Source organism: Chryseobacterium takakiae (assembly GCF_900129385.1).
Lineage (GTDB): Bacteria > Bacteroidota > Bacteroidia > Flavobacteriales > Weeksellaceae > Chryseobacterium > Chryseobacterium takakiae.
This window is the reverse complement of record NZ_FQVO01000009.1, coordinates 111764-131772: the sequence shown is the minus strand read 5'-3', so window position 1 is coordinate 131772 and position 20009 is coordinate 111764. Positions and strand designations below refer to the sequence as shown.

Below are 20009 nucleotides of genomic sequence, written 5' to 3'. Positions count from 1 at the left end.
ATTTATTTTTGTCTTAGGCCTTCTTTTTCCTCGAAAGATGGGTAGTTTATTAAAACGGCTTTGTAAACACCTTTAAATACAAACAAACTACCTGCTGCAACTCCAATAATTCCGTGCTTGTCTATTACCTGTTTAATATCATTTAAAGAGCCTGCCCCTCCTAAAACGGTAAGGGGAAGTGATATTTTTTCTCTTACTTTATCGATTAATGAAATATCAAAGCCTTTCATAACACCATCCTGATCTATAGAATTGATGATTATTTCTCCGGCACCCAGTTTCTGGGCTTCTTCCACAAATTTAAACGGATTGATTCCTGTGGATTTTTTTCCGTTGTGGGTGTATACCTCATATCCTCCAAACAGCTTTTTCTTAACATCCAGCACTACAATTACGCTTTGAGAACCTACTCTTTCCGCAATTTCGGTAATGAGGCGGGGATTTTGAAGAACCGCTGATGAAAGTGCTATTTTTTCAATTCCAAGTCCAAAAATCCTTTGAGCTTGTTCAACAGTTTTTACACCGCCTCCGTAGCAGAGTGGCATTCTGGACTGATTGGCAATTCTTTCAATAAGGCTATAATTAGGTTCTAATCCTTTTACGGTAGCATCTATATCGAAGATCGCGAGTTCGTCTACCTCTTTTTCATTAAATATTCTTACCGCATTGATAGGATCTCCCACATATTTCGGATTTTTGAAGTTTACGGTCTTTACAAGTCCGTTATCCTGTATCAGAAGACTGGGTATAATTCTGGGTCTTAACATTTGTGCTGATAATGGTTAAAGTTTTGCAAAATTATGTAATAAAATTTCGCCATAGTGGTGACTTTTTTCAGGATGAAACTGTATTCCATATTTATTTTCGTGATGTGCCGCTGAAGCAAATTCGTCACCATATTGTGTAACAGCCATGATATCTTCACTGTTGTGGCAATGAAAATAATAAGTATGAAGAAAATAAAAAATGGAGTCTTTTTCCAATCCTTTAAACAATTCCATATCTTTCACGGGTTTTACATCATTCCATCCCATATGAGGCAGCCGCGTTATCTGATTAATTTTTGTTTCATCAAATTTTTTAACAGTGGCATCAATCCATTTCAATCCTTCTAATTTTCCTTCATCACTGCTGTTCGCCATCATTTGCATTCCTACACATATTCCGATCACCGGTATTTCTTTACCAAGTACCAGCTCATCAAGTGTATCCCGCATACCGGAATTATTAAGTTGTGTCATCGCATGATCAAAATGCCCCACCCCGGGAAGGATTAGTTTTTGTGCATCTTCGAGATCTTCCTTCGTTTTTGCAATTTTTACGGGAACATCTACTCTTTTGTAAACATTTACAAATGCATTGATATTTCCCACCCCGTAATCAATAATCGTTATCATCTGAATAATCTTTTTTCTAACCCCAGTTTTTGCATGGCCTGGGCACCGAGTTTTATGATTCCCATTTTATTTTTATAATCTTTGTATGATTTATTTTCTCCTTCAAAGATCTGCTGAAGTTCTTCTTTCGTGAGATCCAGTTTATTGGCAACATATTCAAATTCTCTTTGTAGGAATTCTTCCGGCAATTCCGGTCTGGAAACTCTGTCTAAAGCTTCTTCTCTTGTCATTTGTCCGGTAAGGATAAGGGAAGAAAAGTGTGCTTTTCTTTTTTGGTATCCAAATTTTCTCGGCAGCCAGTAATCTTCATAAAAACGGGTAAATCTGGATTCGTGGTGTTTGTGCTGAAAAGGCTCCCATCCGAATTTTTCCGTTAAAAGATTTTCTGCATCTTTTTTGATATATGGAACGAGGTTCAATGGTTTAAAAACTTCCATCCCGTATACATATTTGTAGTATATTTTATAGGAAAGAATATCAACCAGCGGAAAAGTTTTCAGCGGTCTTTTACCGAATTTGGAATGAATATCTTTTACCAATGTAGTATCAATCCCCGGAAATCCTCCCCATTCTTCGGGTTCCCTGCAGCATTCGGTTGAGAAATTTCCTCCCGTGAGAACGTAGTTTATCTTATGTTTTTTCGCAAACTTGTAAAGTGCGGAGAAAAAAGCATAATCCTGGGGTAAATCCTGATCCGAAATCTGTGATTTCAAAAATGCAAGCTGAAGATCTTTCATTTCTTCCCAGTTGATAACTTCCGTAAATAAGTCCAGCCCCAATCCATTGATAAGCTTTTCGATATTTCCCACTGCTTTATCTGTGTTCCATCCTGCATCAACATGGAAAATAAGAGGTCTTATTCCCATGATTTCTTTTGCGACGTAAGCAGCATACGAGCTGTCTAATCCTCCACTTAGTCCGATAATACAATCAAAATCTTTATTTTTTGAAGTTTTTTTGATTTTATCGGCAATTTTCATTAGTTCGTCATACCCTCTTTCATCTGTATGCCAGTTGGGTTCTATGTTTTCTTTGAAATTGGTATAGTAATCACTTTCTCCTTTTTCATTGAATATTATATGAGGGTCTGTAGTATCCATTATGGTTTTGGTACAGATCTGATAGGGCCTGTTATTGATCATTATTTCTTGCTTGTTATGACATTGAGAACTATATTAGCTTTCTTTATAAGCAAAGGATCGTTATAGCTCATAAATTCAGCTTGAGTTCCGACAAAGTTTTTCCTGATATTTTTTCCTTCTGGTCTATTGTAAAAATAGGTATCTGCACCCCACCAAACAATGCCTTGTGCATATTTTCCGTTATAATTAATTGATAATACCGACTGGATATATCTTTTCCAGAATTTATCATCCATCTCAGCCCATTGTAGTCTTGGATTGTCTGAATGGAATCTATGAAGAACAAAGGGTATTACAGGCTTGTTGTATTTTTTTCCAATTTTTAAGGATAATGACAAATTATCATATAAATATTCATAATTTTTTGAAAACGGAACTTCTTTATCATCCTTAAATAAATAAAGTGATGGAAATAATACGTCTACTGTTTTATATATTTCTTCAATTTTATCATTTTTTACCAGAAAATCTTTATCATCCCATCTTGTAAAAGGAACTCCATAATGCCCCCATTTTACATTTGGACGCATCTTCTTTCCAAATTTTATGGCATCAATATACATATCTAAGACCTCTTTAAATTCTTTAGAATTTATTCCTGCATTGTGTAGGGACGAAAGATATGGATCTTCAATATCCATAAAACACATACCTGTATCCTGAGGGCTTGGATATAATCTCTCTATATTCTTGCTTAGCTTTGTATAATCTACATTGTAACCATTCCCGATAATCATTCCTTCATCCAGGACTTTTACTACTCCTATATTGTTTTTTTGTATAAAAGAGTTGAACACACTACCAGGATTCACCAATGCTACATAAAGTTTCTGATTTAATTGGGCCGGTTTTCCTGCAACCTGTCCTTCAATGAATTTATCATCAAATTTCAAGTCACTACTTTTAAAACAGGACAAAGAAAATATACATACCAAAATTGTGGCTAATCTCATAATATTGTGATTAAAAGGCAAAAATAAGAATTTCTCTGTTGACAGGTATAAATAAACTGACAACTGAAAAGAAATTAACAAACCCAATGTATTTTATTATTTTATAATGCTTCATTTTGTAGTAATTCTTTGTATAAATCTATATAATATTTAAAAGCATTTCTTTTATCAAATAATCTTAAAACCCTGTTCCTGCAGTGCCCGGAATAAAACAATTTTGTATTTCTTTTAACTTCCTCAATTGCATTTACCAATTCCTCTGTATTTCCTTTTTCAACAACAATGCCTGTTGAAGAGTCAATTGCTTCAGGTGATCCTCCCGTTTTAAAAGTAATCACCGGAGTTCCGCAGGATTGCGCTTCCAGATTAGTAGTGGGAAAGGTGTCTTCCAGTGTAGGATTTACAAAAACATCCGCAGCCGAATACAGTTCCGCAAGTTCATTAACATTTTTAGTTCTTTCTAAACCAATAATTTTATCAGGTAAATTTTTTATCTGGTTTTTACTGAGACCTACCAATACTATTTTGCAGTCATCAGAAATTTTTTCAGAAATTTCCACAAAATAGGTAAGCCCTTTTCTTTTGTCCCATGGGCTTGCCACGCCGAGTATTAAAAATTTCTCGTCAATATTGAACTTTTGCTTAATATTATTCTCCTTGTAAGCAAACTGGTTAACATCAATACCGTTATGGATTGTCTTGATATTATATTTTTTCAGGAAAGATTTTCTTACTTCTCCTTCAAGCCAATTGGAAACGGGAACAATTGTCATTTGATCTACTGAAGTAAACAGCTCTCGTTTATGAGTATAATTTTTTTTGGAATTATCTGTAAATATTGATTTGGGATATTCCTTTAACTGAGGACATTCATAACATTGTGTTTTCCATTTATCACAATTTACCAGTTCGTAATATGCACAGTGCCCTGTAAATGACCAACAATCGTGAAACGTCCAGACAATTTTGGCTTTTGTTGTTCTTAAAAAATTAAATAAGAGGTCTATATTGACAAAATAACCGTGTAAATGCTGAAGGTGAATGATATCCGGATTTATGTCTTTTATTGTATTAATGAGTTTTTTCGTTGCATTTTCAGAACCAAACCCATGTCTATCTGTGAGCCTGGTTAAAAGCACGTGATAAATAAAATCAAATGTATTGCCTATTTTGAAGATTGAAGATTTACTTGGCAAATGTTCTCTGCCGAATGCAATATAACTTTCCCATCCTTCGTTTAAAATATTTTCACCAATTTGCTCTGCAATTCTGCCGACAGATCCAATATTTACTTCACTGCTTATTTGTAATACCTTCATAATCACATTGTCATCTGCAACTTATTTATTTTTAGCTTTATATATGCAAGAATAATTTAGTTAAATCTTTATAAATGATAATTCTTCCATTCCATCTGAAATCCCAAATAACTTGTATCCTTTCTTATCTAAAGTATCAAGCAGTATTTTTGTTTTTTCTTTGCCATCAGAAAAAAATCTTTCATGAATTTCGATTAAAATTTGGTCTATCTGTACGGGAGCAGACAATATACTGTCTAAAATTTTATATTCTGAACCTTCTATATCAATTTTCAGGATATCAATATGAGAATGTCCCAGTTCCCGGACGATATCTGTAAGGCATTTCATGGGTGCTTTCACCTTTTTATTATCATCAACATTCTCCTGATGAATGACACTGCCGGAAACATGGCTGTCATTTTTAGGCAGTAAGAACTCTACAATTCCCGTTTTATCATCTATGCCATAAGGATAGAAAGTAAATTCCTGGGGAGTATTATATTCCTTCACCCATTTTATGGATTTTGGAGTAGGATCAAATGCGAAAACATGACATCCAAACTCTTTTATCAGAGATTCATCAAAAGAAATGTCTTCACCTACTCCGAAAGAATATATTACGGATTGTTTATTAATTTTTTCCGGACAAACATAAAAACCGCCATAATCATTACCATACCAAACATGAGGAATTTTTATATTTCTTTTCAGGTATGTAATTTTGCCAGTGATGGCTTTAACTGTGGTTTTTACTCTTGTAATCAGGCTCATGGTTTATTTTTTTAAATTATATCTTTTATATTCTTTTATCATTACCTCTGTAAACTGTTGTGCAATAGGGACAAAGTTATAATGATCCACTATATTCTTTCTTGCATTTCTTTTGTAAACATCAAATTCTTCCGAGGGCATATTTCCAAATTTTTCAATAGCACCTCTGAACTCCTCTACAGAGTTTTCTGAGAAGATTAATCCTTTTTTATTTTCTGCTCTTGAAACATTAATTTCGTTTTCCTCAAGAACAACAGGAAGTTCACAAGCCTGTACTTCATAATAGCTCATACTGCATTGTCTTGGAAATATAGCAACATCTGCTGTCTGATAAAATTTAGCCAGATCAAAATAGGTCTGGGTGGGGTATCTTATAATATTATTTTCAGATTGGGAAAATATTTGGTTCACTTCCTCACCATATTCATCTTTGGGGGTATTTCCGACAATGATAAATCTAATATTTTTATTTTGTAATTTAATCTTTTTTCTTAAGGATTCTGCAAGAAATTTTCCTCCTTTGGCAGGATCCATTTTTCCGGCATAAATTACAACAAAATCTGTATCATCAATTCCTAATTCTTTTCGGAATTGTTTTTTTGCTACCGGATCCGGTTTGTAGAATTCTGTATCTGTTCCAAAAGACAACAATTCTGTTTTCGAAAGAGGTATATGATAATGCTTTTCTACAAAATCTGTATCCACGACTCTTATAAGCGGTATATTATTTTTTAAAATAACCGGTGTAACAAACTTTCTGTAAAAAGATCTGAAATATTCTCTGAATTTATTTTCAGAGGCCATTTCCAGCATGTGGCAGTCTAAAACATAGGGTACATTCATTTTTTTATAATCCCAAAGCAGTTTTATACCGGTCACAGTATCTTCATTATGAATAAAAAGGACATCCGGATTTAAAGATTTTATGAGTTTATGCAAGCCCGGTTTAAAAATGGCCCTGCCACTGTAATAAGCATATAATGGATGCCTTATAATCTTCACCCCTGTCGCTTCTTCAAATCTTTTATCTTTTTCTATTATATTATCTTTTCCAAAAAAAGAGGTCAGAAATGTAGGAATTTTATCTAGTTCTCCGGCAACAATAATCACCTCATGGCCTTGTAAAGCCTGCAGCCTGGTAAGTAAATTTATCTGGTATCCTGCATTAGGATGTACGAAATCTTCAACGTGTACAAATCTCATCTTACTGTTTTTTTTAGTTGCTGAAGAATAAAATCTCCAGATTTTCCATCTCCATATAATTCTTTATCAAATGTTTCTCTATGATCAAAAATTTTAAATGCATTATTTAAAATATCATTTTCGTTGATCTCTGAAAGAATATTATATCCATTATCAACCAGCTCTCGCCATTCTGTTTCATTGCGGAGAGTAAGGCACATCTTTTTAAAGAAATAGGCTTCCTTCTGAAGACCTCCGCTGTCTGTAATGACAAATCTGCAGTTATTAAGGCACCAAATCATCTCCAAATAGCCGAGTGGTTCCAGAAAAACAATATTGGGATATTCTGCTTTATAATCTGAAGTAATATTTTCTAATTTTGATTTTGTTCTTGGGTGTAATGGCAAAACAACTTTGGTTTTGTTTCCTACTTTATTCAATGATTTAAAAATAGTACGTAATTTTTCAGCACTATCTGTATTTTCAGCTCTGTGAACTGTACATAAGATAAAATCATTCGGTACTTCTTTGTTAAAGCTGATCTGTTTTTTAGAATAGAACATGGAGGCATCCAGCATGATGTCACCTGTTCTTACGATTTTTTTATCCTTAAAATTTTCAAATCCTTCTTTTTTTAAATTTTCTATAGCATAGTCTGTTGGGCAAAAAAGGATATCGCTTAATCTATCGGTAATAATTCTATTGATCTCCTCTGGCATTTTATTATTAAAAGATCGTAAACCTGCTTCTACATGAGCTAATTTAATATGCAGTTTTGCTGCGACCAAAGCTCCTGCCATAGTAGAATTTGTATCTCCGTATACTAAAATCCAATCCGGTTTTTCTTTTAGTGCTACCTGCTCTATTTCAGCCATCATCTTGCCAGTCATCTCTCCATGGAGTTTGCTCTGGATATTTAAATTGTATTGCGGCTTAGGAATATCCATCTCTTCAAAAAAAATTTCAGACATATTTTCATCATAATGTTGTCCTGTATGAACAAGAATTTCTTCAGTTTCAGGATCGTTCATTATTAATCTGCTTAAAACAGCTGCTTTTATGAATTGAGGTCTAGCTCCGATTATCGTTAATATTTTCATTTGTATTGTGAGTCGTTTTTAATTGTATTTAGATCTATGGAAGAAATAACAGCCAATGATGATATATATACCCACCAATATGTAAATCCTAGTGAATCACTATTGATAACACCAATTATAGGGATTACGATTACACTTGCATAAAAAATTCTCTTCAGGGATGAATTAATGTAGGCATTATTATAAATCTTGCGCATAATCAAAAAAAGCCAAATCATAAAGAGAAAAAATATAAAAATTCCGTATTGTGAAACGATTTCCAAAAAAAAGTTATGCGGATTTATGATTCCCTGATGACGCGGTGCTTTAGCCATATGAGTTTCAAAAGCTCCTGCTCCCACTCCAAATCCGTTAGTTTCAAATAGGAAATCAATCCCTGACAAGAAGACCCCTTTCCTGATATTGGCGGAAGTATCTTCGTTATAATCAACATTTACCCTGTTATCAAATAAAATCTCAATATTATCTGTAATATTATTAGGCAGAAACTTGTAAGAAACGAGAAATAGTGCGGTTAAACCAAGAACGGCAAATATATTCCTGGCTTTCAGTCTTAGCAATGATAAAAAATAAATGGCAACAACTACCATAGAGGTTCTGTTAGTATTAATAAAAATAATAAGAATGGAAACCCCAAGTAAGATCATATATAAAATTTTCCTTACTTTATTTTTATCATCCATCAGTGCCCAAAAGATCATTGGCAGGCATAAACATATGTACACACAGTAATTATTATAATTACCAAAAAAAACAGCAGCAAAGGGAGCATATATTCCTATTCCTCCAATAAGCCTGTCTTCTTCAGAGTATGCAAAGTGGGTCATGGTAACGATCTCATAAATAGCAAACGGAATTGTAAAACACAGGCCTAAGATCCAACCATTTCTAATAATAAGTAGGCTTTTTTTATCATTTTTTAGTAAAAGAGGAAAAAATAAAAGGCTAAGCATACCTATTGCCATAACAATTAATTCTGAATTGAGTCCCACTACGGGATCCGCACTCCAGAAAAGAGAGATAACTCCATAGACTAACCAGATAAAATAAGTCTTTAGCCCGAATTGAATTGTTTTGTTATAGCTTAAATGTGTTTTATTAATAAATACGTTCAAAAACAATGGTATTACTAATATTAATAATCGTGAAGGCTGGAAAGATCCGCCCAATCCTCCAAGACATAATAAGAATATTATAAAAAAAACAAAATACATTAATGGTTTGCTTTTAAAATCATTTTTAAATCATCTAATTTGGGTACAAGATAAGAAATAATACGGGTATCCGTCATTTTACAATATACCACTAAGCTTGTAATAAATAAAGTACCAAATGAGATTGAAGTTGCAAGTGCCGCCCCCTGGAGACCTAATCTGGGAATGAATATTACATTGGTAACAATAGTAATAATCAGAGCCATTACATTAAGATATATATTCATTTTTGGCTTTCCTTGCGCGGTATAATCAGCACTGATGATTTTAGCACCTCCAAGGAGTATGACTCCGGGGGCAAGAATCAAAATAAGATTTTTGATCAGTAAAAATTTTTCTCCAAATAATAATGGGATAAGATAATCACTTAATATATAAAATGCAAATGTGGCGATTGTTGTGAAAAGGAGTATCGTTCTGGTAATAATAGGAATAAGCTTTTTCCTAAGATGTTTAATACTAGGATTTGAAAATAATGGATAGGTTATGGATGACATAGTGCTTGAAAGAAGCCATATGAAGTCTATAATTACAAGACAGGTTGAATAAAAACCAACATCTTTTGAACCTAAAAAATAACCTATTATGAATATATTAATTCTATAATTAAGAAAGGTCACAATATTAGAGAGATACGACTGAAAACCATATCGGAATATATACCGTGATATTTCTGAACTAAAAAAACGAAGGTTATTAAAGATATTATATCGAACTGATAAGAATATAATTAAAGATAGTGAAGATATAATATAACCCAGCATAAAAAACAATGCTGTTTTTTCTAACGTAAGATTGAAAAATTTAATTGATATTGCCAGTGAAGTTGCCAATGTAAGATTAGGAAGGATGGTAAATATCGAATAATTTTTAAAATCCATACTTCCCATCAAAATTGAAAAAAGAATATTGGAAAACAGCATACCCACACTGCTAATTACCATATACATTTTTATGTTATGCGGTATCATATTAAAGTCTGAAAGGTGCAGATTATAAAAAATCAGACTGAAAATAAGAAATGATACCACCGATAAGATTGCACCAAGACAAAAAGTATTAATCAGCGCATTTTCCGGTTTATATTTTTTATTTTGCAATACATATCCTGTCGCTGCGTCTACGCCCAGAGTAGCAAAAGTAGAAGAAAGACTGATGATGTTTAAAAAAATAGAATAAATACCATAATCTTCAACAGTAAGATTTTTAACAATCATCGTTGTTCCAAGAATTGAGATCAAAGCACCCAGCCCTCTTCTGATCATTAAAATGATTATATTCTTAGCCATTTAAAACTTCTCTATATACATTAATAATCTTCTCACTTACCACATCTTCTGAATAATTATCCCTGCAATAATCAATTATTTTTTTACTGTCATAATTATTTTCATTTGTCAATATTAATTTCATTGCCGAGTATAATTCATCTGAAGAGCCTCTTTCTACAATAATTCCCACCTCATCATTAATAATATGCTCTGGGCCTCCGCATCGTGTTGCAATTGTTGGTAATCCCATTGCAAGTGCTTCAATAATCACAACACCAAAGGTCTCCTGTAAACTTGGCGAAATATAAAAATCCGCTTTCTTTAGATTCTCCAATACATTTTCGCGGTCCAGTTTTCCCAATAAAAAAACACGGTCCTCCATTTGAAGTTCTTTAATCTTGTGTTCAATATTTTTCCTTTCACTACCATCTCCTCCTATCCATAATTCTGCATTTGCATTTTCTTTACACAACATAGAAAAAGCTTGTATTAAAATATCAAGACCTTTTACCGGAATAAGATTAGATAGTGTAAAAAATATTTTTTTTTGTTTATCTCTTGGAAATGAGAGCCTTTTATTTCCTTCCTCAAAAAAAACATTTTGAATAGTATTAGGAATCACATTCCAGGTACTTCCCAGCTTTTGTGAAAGAGTCTGTGCCAAACTTTCGCTCACCGCAATATTATAAGCACAATAATCAATGTTTGATTTAAAAATTTTTAAATCCTTTTTATTATACCCATTCATTGCAAAGCCCGTAGAGTGCTCTGTAATAACAAAAGGAACATTATACTTTTTGTTGATATATTTAATAATATCCCTTGCAATGGTTATAGAATGTACATGGATAATATCTGGTAACCCGTTATCAGATATATATTTTTCAAAAAGATGCTTACAGGTGGTAAGCCATCTTTTATTATTCAACGATTCTAATAACGGATAATGCCATATTTCCCGTGTATACGTTATTACTCCATTAACATTTCCAAAATGATTTTGATTTCCCGAAACATCAAAATCTTTAAAACTTCTGAATAATGGTGATACAACACCTACCTTATCAATTTTTTTTGATAAAATCTCAGCCTGTTCCTTAAAAAAAACCCCTACGATAGGTCTGTGCCTTGAAGGATACCATGAAGGGATTATAAGTAAATGTTCCATATTATTTTAAAGAATAAATCCTTTCAATAATGTCTACTACTTTAAGACCTTCCAAAGCATTTGTTGTAATGGTGTTTCTTCCTTTTAAAACATCTACTACATTTTCGATGATATAATGATGATTTGCGGCAGAACCTTTGTAAGCACCGTAATCATTTCCGGGATTAGTAGGGGGCAATTCCGGCATTATATAATCCTTAATATTACAAATTTCCACCTTGTCCATATACTGTCCGCCAATTTTTACGGAACCGTTTTCTGCAATGATGGTCATAGAGCTTTCAAGATTTTGGTTCCACACAGATGTGGAATAATTCAGAGATCCCATGCCGCCGTCAACAAAATCAAAGTTTACAAAGCCCGAATCTTCAAAATCGGTGAGGTCTTTATGGTTGAAATCTGCGAATTTGCCCTGAATATTGGTAATATCACCAAACAGCCAATACATGATGTCTATAAAATGGGAAAACTGGGTAAACAGCGTCCCGCCGTCAAGCTCTATTTTACCATGCCAAGACTCCGGTTTATAGTATCTGTTGTCCCGGTTCCAATAGCAATTGAGCTGAACCATGTAAATCTGTCCCAATTTGCCGCTTTCTATCATTTCCTTGATCCATGCAGAAGGTGGTGAATACCGGTTTTGCATGACGGCAAAAATCTGTTTATGTTTATGCAAAGCCTGGAAAATAAGTTTTTCGGCATGCTGTTTTCTTAGCGCCATCGGTTTTTCCACCACGACATGCTTGCCTGCAGAAATTGCGACGTAAGCCTGTTCAAAATGAAACCCATTGGGTGACGCAATATTGATAACATCTGTTTCAATTCCGGAATTTAAAAAGTCGTCTAATGATTTAAAAAACGGCACATTATAGCTTTCAATTCCTAACTCCGACTGATTTTTTACATCTATTAAGGCTACCAGTTCACATTCAGGATTTCTGGAAACCATTTCTGCATGTCTTTTTCCGATATGGCCACAGCCGACAACTGCAAATTTTATTTTTTCAGACATTTTGTATTTTAAATTTTCGAAACTTTATTATTTTCCAATTTGTACTTTTCACCGCTTTCTTCACACAAGGCAAATCCTTCAGCATCGAAATTCAGACGGTGCCCGAATTCACTCATCCATCCCATTTGTCTAGCTGGATTTCCCACCACCAATGCATAATCCGGAACTTCTTTTGTAACCACCGCACCAGCTCCTATAAAAGCATATTTTCCGATATTGTGTCCGCAAACAATGGTGGCATTAGCCCCTATTGATGCACCTTGCCCAACGTGGGTTTTAAGGTATTCATTCTTCCTGTTCACGGCACTTCTGGGGTTAATGACATTGGTAAAAACCATTGAAGGCCCTAGAAATACATCATCATCGCATGTTACGCCTTCATATATTGATACATTATTCTGAACCTTTACATTCTTTCCTAAAATTACTTTAGGAGATATCACTACATTCTGACCGATGTTGCATTTTTCTCCCAAAACACAATTAGGCATGATATGAGAAAAGTGCCAAATTTTGGTTCCTGCTCCTATTTCACAACCTTCATCAATAACTGCTGTTTCGTGTGCAAAAAAATCCGACATGTTATCTTTATTTTTAATTATTAGTTTTAAAAAAGTTTTTAATCTCAGAAATTATATAATCTGAAACCTGTTGATTAAATTCTGTATGAACAGGAAGAGAAATCACTTCAGAACATAATTTCTCCGTAACCGGCAGACTAAAGCCTTCTTCCACATATTGTTCAAAAGCTTCCTGCCTGTACAATGGAAGCGGGTAATAGATCATGCTTGGAATATCCTTCCCTGCCAGATATTGCTGAAGTTCATCTCTCTTTCCATTTTTCACTTTCAGCGTGTACTGATGAAAAACATGGGTTGCATTTTTTACCCTCTCAGGAATCTGGATCTCAGGAACTTCTTTAAGGTTTTCATCATAATAAGCGGCCATTTGATTTCTCGAGACCGAATATTGATCAAGCTGTTTTAACTTAACCTTTAAAATAGCTGCCTGAATGGTATCCAGTCTTGAGTTGCATCCCAATACTTTATGATAGTATTTCTTTTGCTGCCCATGATTGGCAATCATTCTGATTCTCGCCGCCAGATCATCATCATTGGTCATTAATGCTCCTCCGTCTCCATAGCATCCCAGATTTTTGGACGGAAAAAAAGAGGTACATCCAATATGGCCTATTGTTCCCGTTTTCATGGTAGTTCCATCTGGAAATATATAATCTGAGCCTATCGCCTGAGCATTGTCTTCAATTACAAATAGATTGTGTTTTTCAGCAAAATCAAGAATTTTTTTCATCTCTGCGCTTTGCCCATATAAGTGAACGGGTACAATAGCTTTTGTTTTCGGAGTAATATAATTTTCCAATCCTTCAAGAGCAATATTGAATGTATTTTCATCAACATCCACCATAATAGGTTTTAGCCCTAAAAGCCCAATTACTTCAGCAGTGGCTACATAAGTAAAAGCAGGACAGATTACTTCATCTCCCGGTTTTAAATCCAAAGCCATCATTGCGATCTGTAAAGCATCTGTTCCGTTGGCACATGGAATTACATGCTTTACGTTAAGGTATTTTTCAAATTCCTGTTGAAATTCTTTTACTGCTGGTCCGTTAATAAACGCGGTATTATCGATGCATTCCTGAATTCCTGCATTGATTTCGTCCTTTATTTTTTCGTATTGACTTTTTAAGTCAACCATCTGAATTTTCATACAATTTGTTTTATCTGAGTATTTAAATTAGTTTTCTACTAATTTACTGATTTTCTTTCCAATGGAAAGGCAGGAAGTTGCCGCCGGTGAAGGTGCATTTCTAACATGAATAATGTTTCCGTTTTTTACGATATCGAAATCATCAATTAAATTTCCGTTCCTGTCGCAAGCCTGTGCGCGGACACCTGCTCCTCCGGGAACAAGATCGTTTTCCTGGATTTCGGGAAGCAGTTTTTGGAGTGCTTTGGTAAATGCAGCCTTTGATAAAGAGCGGTGCATCTCTCCCAGCCCCGTTTTGCCATATTTGGCAACAATCTTTCTAAATCCGGGCCATAACAAGGTTTGCATGGTTTCATTAAAATCAAAATCAAAAAAACGATATCCTTCTTTTCTAAAGGCCAGAACAGCATTGGGTCCTGCTTCAATATTTCCATCAATCATTCTGGTGAAATGAACTCCAAGGAAAGGGAAATTAGGATCCGGAATAGGATAAATAAGATGTCTTACCAAATGTTTTTTCTCATCCTTAATTTTGTAGTATTCTCCCCGAAAAGGAATAATAATGACATCATTCTTATTGTTGGTCATTGTAGTGACCTTGTCTGAATATAATCCTGCACAGGAGATCAGCTTTTTTGTTCTGAATTCTGAGGCGGCTGTTGTAACAATGATTTCATCATTGTTATCAATAATATTTTTAACTTCATTGTTAAACCTTATTTCACCGCCCAATTCTTCAAAATGCTCTTTAATTTTATCTGCGATTCCCGGATAATCGATAATTCCCGTCTGTGGAACTTTTATTGCCTTTACCCCTTCACAATGAGGTTCAATTTCGCGAAATTCTTCTCTTGAGAGGTATTTGAGATTCTGAAGGCCGTTATCTATACCTCTTTTGTAAATATTATCCAGAAGCGGTAATTCTTCCTGTGAGGTTGCAACAATAATTTTTCCGCAGAGATCATAATTGATTCCGTATTCTTTGGCAAAATTAATGATGGAATTATATCCTTCAATACAGTTTTTTGCTTTTAAGCTTCCAGGTTTGTAATAGATTCCGCTATGAATTACTCCACTATTGTGTCCCGACTGGTGTGCAGCCACATTATTTTCTTTTTCTAAAATTAAGATCTTAGAGGCGGGATTTTTAAGTTTTGTCTGATATGCCGTGGCTAATCCTACTAAACCTGCACCAACAATAATGATATCGTAGTTCATGTTTATTATTTTATAATCTTGCGTCTACTAAATTCCGGTCAAAACAGGCTTTTGTATCAAAAACTACGGCATTATCCTTTTTCAGTTGATTAAGATCCAGCTGAATAAAATCATTATGGGAAACTGCTACGATGATTGAATCATATTTTTTCCCTTCAATTAAGGCATCCAAAATATTTATCCCGTATTCATGTCTTATTTCATCTTTATCGGCCCAGGGATCATAAATGTCTATATTTACTCCGTAATCTTTAAGTTCTGTATAAATATCAATTACTTTGGTATTTCTTATATCCGGACAATTTTCCTTAAAGGTAACACCTAAAATAAGAGCTTCTGAATTTTTGATAATGCCACCTTTCGCAATGAGAAGTTTTACCACTTTAGAAGCAATAAATTTGGCGATAGAATCATTCACACGACGTCCGGATAGGATTACATCAGGATGATATCCTAACTGTTCTGCTTTATGGGCAAGATAATACGGATCTACGGAGATGCAATGTCCGCCCACTAAGCCCGGTTTGTATTTAAGGAAATTATATTTTGTACCGGCAGCTTCTAAAACATCATGGGTATCGATTCCTAATCTATCAAAAATTAAGGCCAATTCGTTGACGAAAGAAATATTTACATCACGCTGTGCATTTTCTATTGCTTTTGAAGCTTCTGCAACTTTAAGGCTTGGCGCTTTATGTGTCCCTGCCGTAATAATTTTTTTGTAAAGATGATCTACTTCTTCAGCTGTTTTTTCTGTAGATCCGGATGTGACCTTTTTAACATTCGTAAGGGTATTTACTTTATCTCCCGGGTTAATTCTTTCGGGAGAATATCCTACAAAGAAATCTTCATTGTACTTTAATCCGGAATGTTTTTCCAGTACCGGCACACATTCTTCCTCGGTGCAGCCGGGAAAAACAGTAGATTCGTAAATCACAATATCATCTTTTTTGATGATGCTGCCCAACATTTTCGAGGCAGAAATTAAAGGATTAAGATCCGGCGCATTGTACTTGTCAATGGGAGTGGGAACTGTTACAATGTAAACATTTGACGAAGCAATATCGGATAATTCGCTCGTAGCTTTGTAACCTATTGATCCGTTTGTTTCATTGTATTTTTTTAAGCTTTCGTCGAGCTTCTTTTTATCTGCTTCCAGAGTAACATCGTTTCCCTGATTAAGCTGATCAACTCTTATAGGGTTAATATCAAATCCCAGGACAGGATAATGATTTGCAAACTCCAGAGATAGCGGTAACCCGACATATCCCTGTCCTATAACAGCTATTTCATATGATTTCATCTTTGTGTAAATTTATCTTTAATTTTTTCAAACCATGTTTTGTCATGGATATTATTATATCCATATCCGTATTTATTATTATATCCTAAATTTTCTCGGCTTACATCATTTAGTACAAAACCTACATTTTTGATCTTATTTTGTTCAATATTGTTATTGGCAAATTTCAACAAAGACTTCTCTGTGTATTTGGATCTTGAAACATAGATGGTCATATCAGCCATTTCTGCAATAAGGAAAGTATCCGTAACGAGAAGCAGCGGTGCCGTATCCAAAATAATGTAATTGTATTGATCCTTCAATGCTTCCAATAACGCTTCATAACGTCCGTTTGAAAGCAGTTCCGTAGGATTTGGAGGTATCATTCCGGAATAAATAACATCCAGATGAGGATTAAATGAGGATACATGGATGATATCTTCCAGTTTGGCATCATCGGAATAAAGATATTCCGTAAGCCCTGCAAGACCCTTTCTTGCGGGATTATATCTCTGTAACTGAGGGTTTCTGATATCTGAACCGATGATAATTGCTTTTTTCTTCGGATTGGCTAATGTTAAAGCAAGGTTAACCGAAGTGAATGTCTTTCCTTCACCTTTTACTGTAGAGGTAACAAAAATGACTTTTCCTTTATTATCCTTAGGAAGCATAAAATTCATATTGGTAATAAGAATCCTGAAAGCTTCTGCCATAGGTGTTATATCATTTACCTTTACAATTTCAGAATCGCCACTTTCAAGACTTGGCAGCTCTGCAATAACAGGTGCCTTTATTAAGATTTCCAGATCATGTTTGGTTTCAATCTTGTTATTCAGAAGTTCTTTCAGGTAAATGATAAGGAAAGGCATTAATAATCCTATAAATATTGACGCAAGAAGTACAATATTTCTGTTGGGCGAAATAGGTGCTGTAGAGGCATATGCTTTATCAATAACCCTTGCCTTGGGAGCGGTAATAGACTGTGCAATAGCTGTTTCCTCTCTTTTCTGCAAAAGAAGAAGATATAAATTTTCCTTAATTTGCTGTTGCCTTTCAATACTTCTAAACATTTTTTCTATAGAAGGAAGCTTTGAAATTTTTCCTGAAACTTTGTTTTGTTCTCCCTGATATTCATTTCTAGCCAACTCAAGTCCCGTTTTGTTTCTCTGAAGACTTTGCATGATGGAATTTCTCATGGATTGAATCTGCTGGGTAACATCAATAATAACAGGGTTATCCGGTGTTCCGGATTCTAACAGTTTATTTCTTTGTATCACTAACTGATTATAGGCCGAAATTCCTGATACAGCTTCAGTGTTATTAAGCCCGATATTTGATGGCAACACCTGATATTGACCTTGATTAGAAACAAATTTTATTAAAGAGTTCGTAAGCTCCAGCTGGGCATCTACTTCCAGTTGCTTCGCTCTTGCATCAGCAGAGCTTTCGAGGTTTATTCTTGCTTCGCTTTCAAGGTCTGTGAGATTATTTCTTGATTTAAAGCTTTCCTTTTCATTTTCTACTTCACCCAATTCTCCTGAAAGCTTTTTTACTCTATCTTCAATAAAATCCAGCGTTTTTTGGGATTCCAGGTTCTTATCCAGGATCGCTTCATTATTGTAAGCAATTACCAGATTATTCAATACATCTTCTGCTTTTGATATTTGCGGATATTTAAAATCGATCTTTAAAACAGTTGCATCTTTAGTAATTAAAGAAACATTAAGCGCAGACTGAAGATTATTAACTGTGCTTTCTAACGACGAGATTTGTAGCTCAATATTTTTTGTGTCAGCTCCTTTTACCAATGACGGATTGAATTGTTTATTCTTAGTAATAATAATATTTGCGAAAGGAAGTGATATCGTCTTTCCGTATGTTGTTACAATTGGCTTTTTTAACTTTTCTGAATTTAGTGTCAGTTTATCTCCGTCAATATTAAGTTTCAGCGTATTAGTTGATGCGTCGCTTGGTTTTTCAGAAATTATTTTCACCTCAATAGGTGAGCTTAATTTGTATAGCTCAAGCGTTCTAATCCTTCCTTTTGTTATAACAGTTGTCTGAAGGTTCTTGTTAAGAACAACCTCACGCATCAATTTTTTTGATTTAAGAATCTCTATCTCATTAGCAATGCTGTTTGTTTTCAGTCCTCCAAAACTGGTTAAGTCCGGCAATACACCAAGCTCGTTACCTACTGGAGAAACTGAGCTTTTAGCATCTTTAATTAATACGGTAGACTGCACATTATAAACAGGAACCATGAATTTCAATGCAATATATCCTATAACAAATGCAATTATTGCACTTACTATAAACCACGGCCATTTTCTCAAATAGGGTTTTATAATTTCATTTATATCAATACTATTTGATTCGTTATTTGCTTGTAAATTTCCTGTGTTATTTTGGTTATTCATCAATTTTATTTCTTAAATAAACTTACTACAACAGCAATAGCTGTGATACCGATTGAAATTGCAGTTAAATAAAGTCCTGTATTGGGGTTTTGTTTTGCCTGAATATCTTTTGCGTTGCTGGAAGCTACGATGATGGCATCTCCCTGCTTTAAATAATAATATGGCGAATTGATAAGATTAGCGTCCTGCAAATTTACTTTTCCATGAATAACCTGACCGTTTTCAGTCCTGATCACCAATATCTGATCTCTTTTTCCGTACATGGTAAGATCGCCGGCCATCCCAAGAGCATTTAGAATGGTTCCCTGTCCGTTTGATATGATATAATCTCCCTGCCTGTTTACTTCTCCTAATACCGTTACTTTAAAATTAGCTAGCCTGATATTTATAGTAGGGTTAATAACGTATTTCTGCATTTTCTCCCTTAGTTCTTCCTTCAGTTCCACCAATGTTTTTCCTTCTGTATTAATAATTCCTAAAATCGGAAAATCAATATTACCATTGGCATCTACAATATAAGTTGGACCTAAAATTGTGCTAACGCCCTGATTGGGAGTGTTACCTCCCGCAAATGAATTGTTTTGTACAAGTTCTGATGAAGAATAGTTTTGGTTGAACGGTCTTACAACATCCATATCCTTCGCTGTTATCAAAATAACAAGCTGATCTCCTTTTTGTATAGTATTATCAGAATTTCTCGCAGACGATTCAATTGCTACCTTTTCGATATTTTGCAAATAGTTCAGATCATTTTTAGCATTGGGGTTAGTTTTACAGGAAACTATTATAAATGCTGATAATATTATCAATATTTTACCTTTCATCGTTTTTTAAAAATTGTACAAATATATAC

At 34.3% G+C, this 20009-nt stretch carries 18 protein-coding genes; all 18 read right to left on the bottom strand.

Annotated features, from left to right (window positions below):
• Window positions 1–2: 2 nt before the first annotated feature.
• Complete coding sequence (locus BUA76_RS12700; protein WP_072885175.1) at window positions 3–767, bottom strand: AglZ/HisF2 family acetamidino modification protein; 765 nt, start codon at window positions 765–767, stop codon at window positions 3–5.
• A 15-nt stretch (window positions 768–782) separates the two neighbouring features.
• Entirely contained in the window at window positions 783–1397 is a 615-nt protein-coding gene (gene hisH / locus BUA76_RS12695; RefSeq protein ID WP_072885174.1) for an imidazole glycerol phosphate synthase subunit HisH, read from the bottom strand.
• Window positions 1394–2539: an N-acetyl sugar amidotransferase gene (locus BUA76_RS12690; RefSeq protein WP_072885173.1), complete on the bottom strand. Its 1146-nt coding sequence runs from the start codon at window positions 2537–2539 to the stop codon at window positions 1394–1396. Before BUA76_RS12690 ends, hisH begins: the two co-directional genes overlap by 4 nt.
• Window positions 2539–3492, bottom strand: coding sequence for a hypothetical protein (locus BUA76_RS12685; RefSeq protein WP_072885172.1), 954 nt, complete (start codon window positions 3490–3492; stop codon window positions 2539–2541). The genes BUA76_RS12690 and BUA76_RS12685 overlap by 1 nt, the downstream gene beginning before the upstream one ends.
• Window positions 3493–3593: 101 nt before the next feature.
• Window positions 3594–4811, bottom strand: a complete 1218-nt coding sequence (locus BUA76_RS12680) for a glycosyltransferase (RefSeq protein ID WP_072885171.1) — start codon at window positions 4809–4811, stop codon at window positions 3594–3596.
• 60 nt (window positions 4812–4871) lie between these two features.
• Window positions 4872–5564: an FkbM family methyltransferase gene (locus tag BUA76_RS12675; RefSeq protein WP_072885170.1), complete on the bottom strand. Its 693-nt coding sequence runs from the start codon at window positions 5562–5564 to the stop codon at window positions 4872–4874.
• Window positions 5565–5567: 3 nt separating this feature from the next.
• A complete protein-coding gene (locus tag BUA76_RS12670; protein WP_072885169.1) occupies window positions 5568–6767 on the bottom strand; it encodes a glycosyltransferase family 4 protein in 1200 nt (399 codons plus the stop codon).
• A complete protein-coding gene (gene wecB, locus BUA76_RS12665; RefSeq protein WP_072885168.1) occupies window positions 6764–7846 on the bottom strand; it encodes a non-hydrolyzing UDP-N-acetylglucosamine 2-epimerase in 1083 nt (360 codons plus the stop codon). Before wecB ends, BUA76_RS12670 begins: the two co-directional genes overlap by 4 nt.
• A complete protein-coding gene (locus tag BUA76_RS12660) occupies window positions 7843–9060 on the bottom strand; it encodes an O-antigen ligase family protein (protein WP_072885167.1) in 1218 nt (405 codons plus the stop codon). Before BUA76_RS12660 ends, wecB begins: the two co-directional genes overlap by 4 nt.
• Window positions 9060–10349, bottom strand: coding sequence for an oligosaccharide flippase family protein (locus BUA76_RS12655; protein WP_072885166.1), 1290 nt, complete (start codon window positions 10347–10349; stop codon window positions 9060–9062). The genes BUA76_RS12660 and BUA76_RS12655 overlap by 1 nt, the downstream gene beginning before the upstream one ends.
• On the bottom strand, window positions 10342–11499 hold the full coding sequence (locus tag BUA76_RS12650; protein ID WP_072885165.1) for a glycosyltransferase: 1158 nt from the start codon (window positions 11497–11499) through the stop codon (window positions 10342–10344). Before BUA76_RS12650 ends, BUA76_RS12655 begins: the two co-directional genes overlap by 8 nt.
• A gap of 1 nt (window position 11500) precedes the next feature.
• Window positions 11501–12511: a Gfo/Idh/MocA family protein gene (locus tag BUA76_RS12645; protein WP_072885164.1), complete on the bottom strand. Its 1011-nt coding sequence runs from the start codon at window positions 12509–12511 to the stop codon at window positions 11501–11503.
• A gap of 8 nt (window positions 12512–12519) precedes the next feature.
• On the bottom strand, window positions 12520–13092 hold the full coding sequence (locus BUA76_RS12640; protein WP_072885163.1) for an acyltransferase: 573 nt from the start codon (window positions 13090–13092) through the stop codon (window positions 12520–12522).
• Between the two features lie 13 nt (window positions 13093–13105).
• Entirely contained in the window at window positions 13106–14239 is a 1134-nt protein-coding gene (locus BUA76_RS12635) for a DegT/DnrJ/EryC1/StrS family aminotransferase (protein ID WP_072885162.1), read from the bottom strand.
• Between the two features lie 27 nt (window positions 14240–14266).
• Window positions 14267–15457, bottom strand: a complete 1191-nt coding sequence (gene lhgO, locus BUA76_RS12630) for an L-2-hydroxyglutarate oxidase (protein ID WP_072885161.1) — start codon at window positions 15455–15457, stop codon at window positions 14267–14269.
• A gap of 10 nt (window positions 15458–15467) precedes the next feature.
• Window positions 15468–16760, bottom strand: a complete 1293-nt coding sequence (locus BUA76_RS12625; protein WP_072885160.1) for a nucleotide sugar dehydrogenase — start codon at window positions 16758–16760, stop codon at window positions 15468–15470.
• Entirely contained in the window at window positions 16757–19156 is a 2400-nt protein-coding gene (locus tag BUA76_RS12620) for a GumC family protein (protein ID WP_072885159.1), read from the bottom strand. The genes BUA76_RS12625 and BUA76_RS12620 overlap by 4 nt, the downstream gene beginning before the upstream one ends.
• A 5-nt stretch (window positions 19157–19161) precedes the next feature.
• A complete protein-coding gene (locus tag BUA76_RS12615; RefSeq protein WP_072885158.1) occupies window positions 19162–19980 on the bottom strand; it encodes a polysaccharide biosynthesis/export family protein in 819 nt (272 codons plus the stop codon).
• Window positions 19981–20009 lie beyond the last annotated feature (29 nt).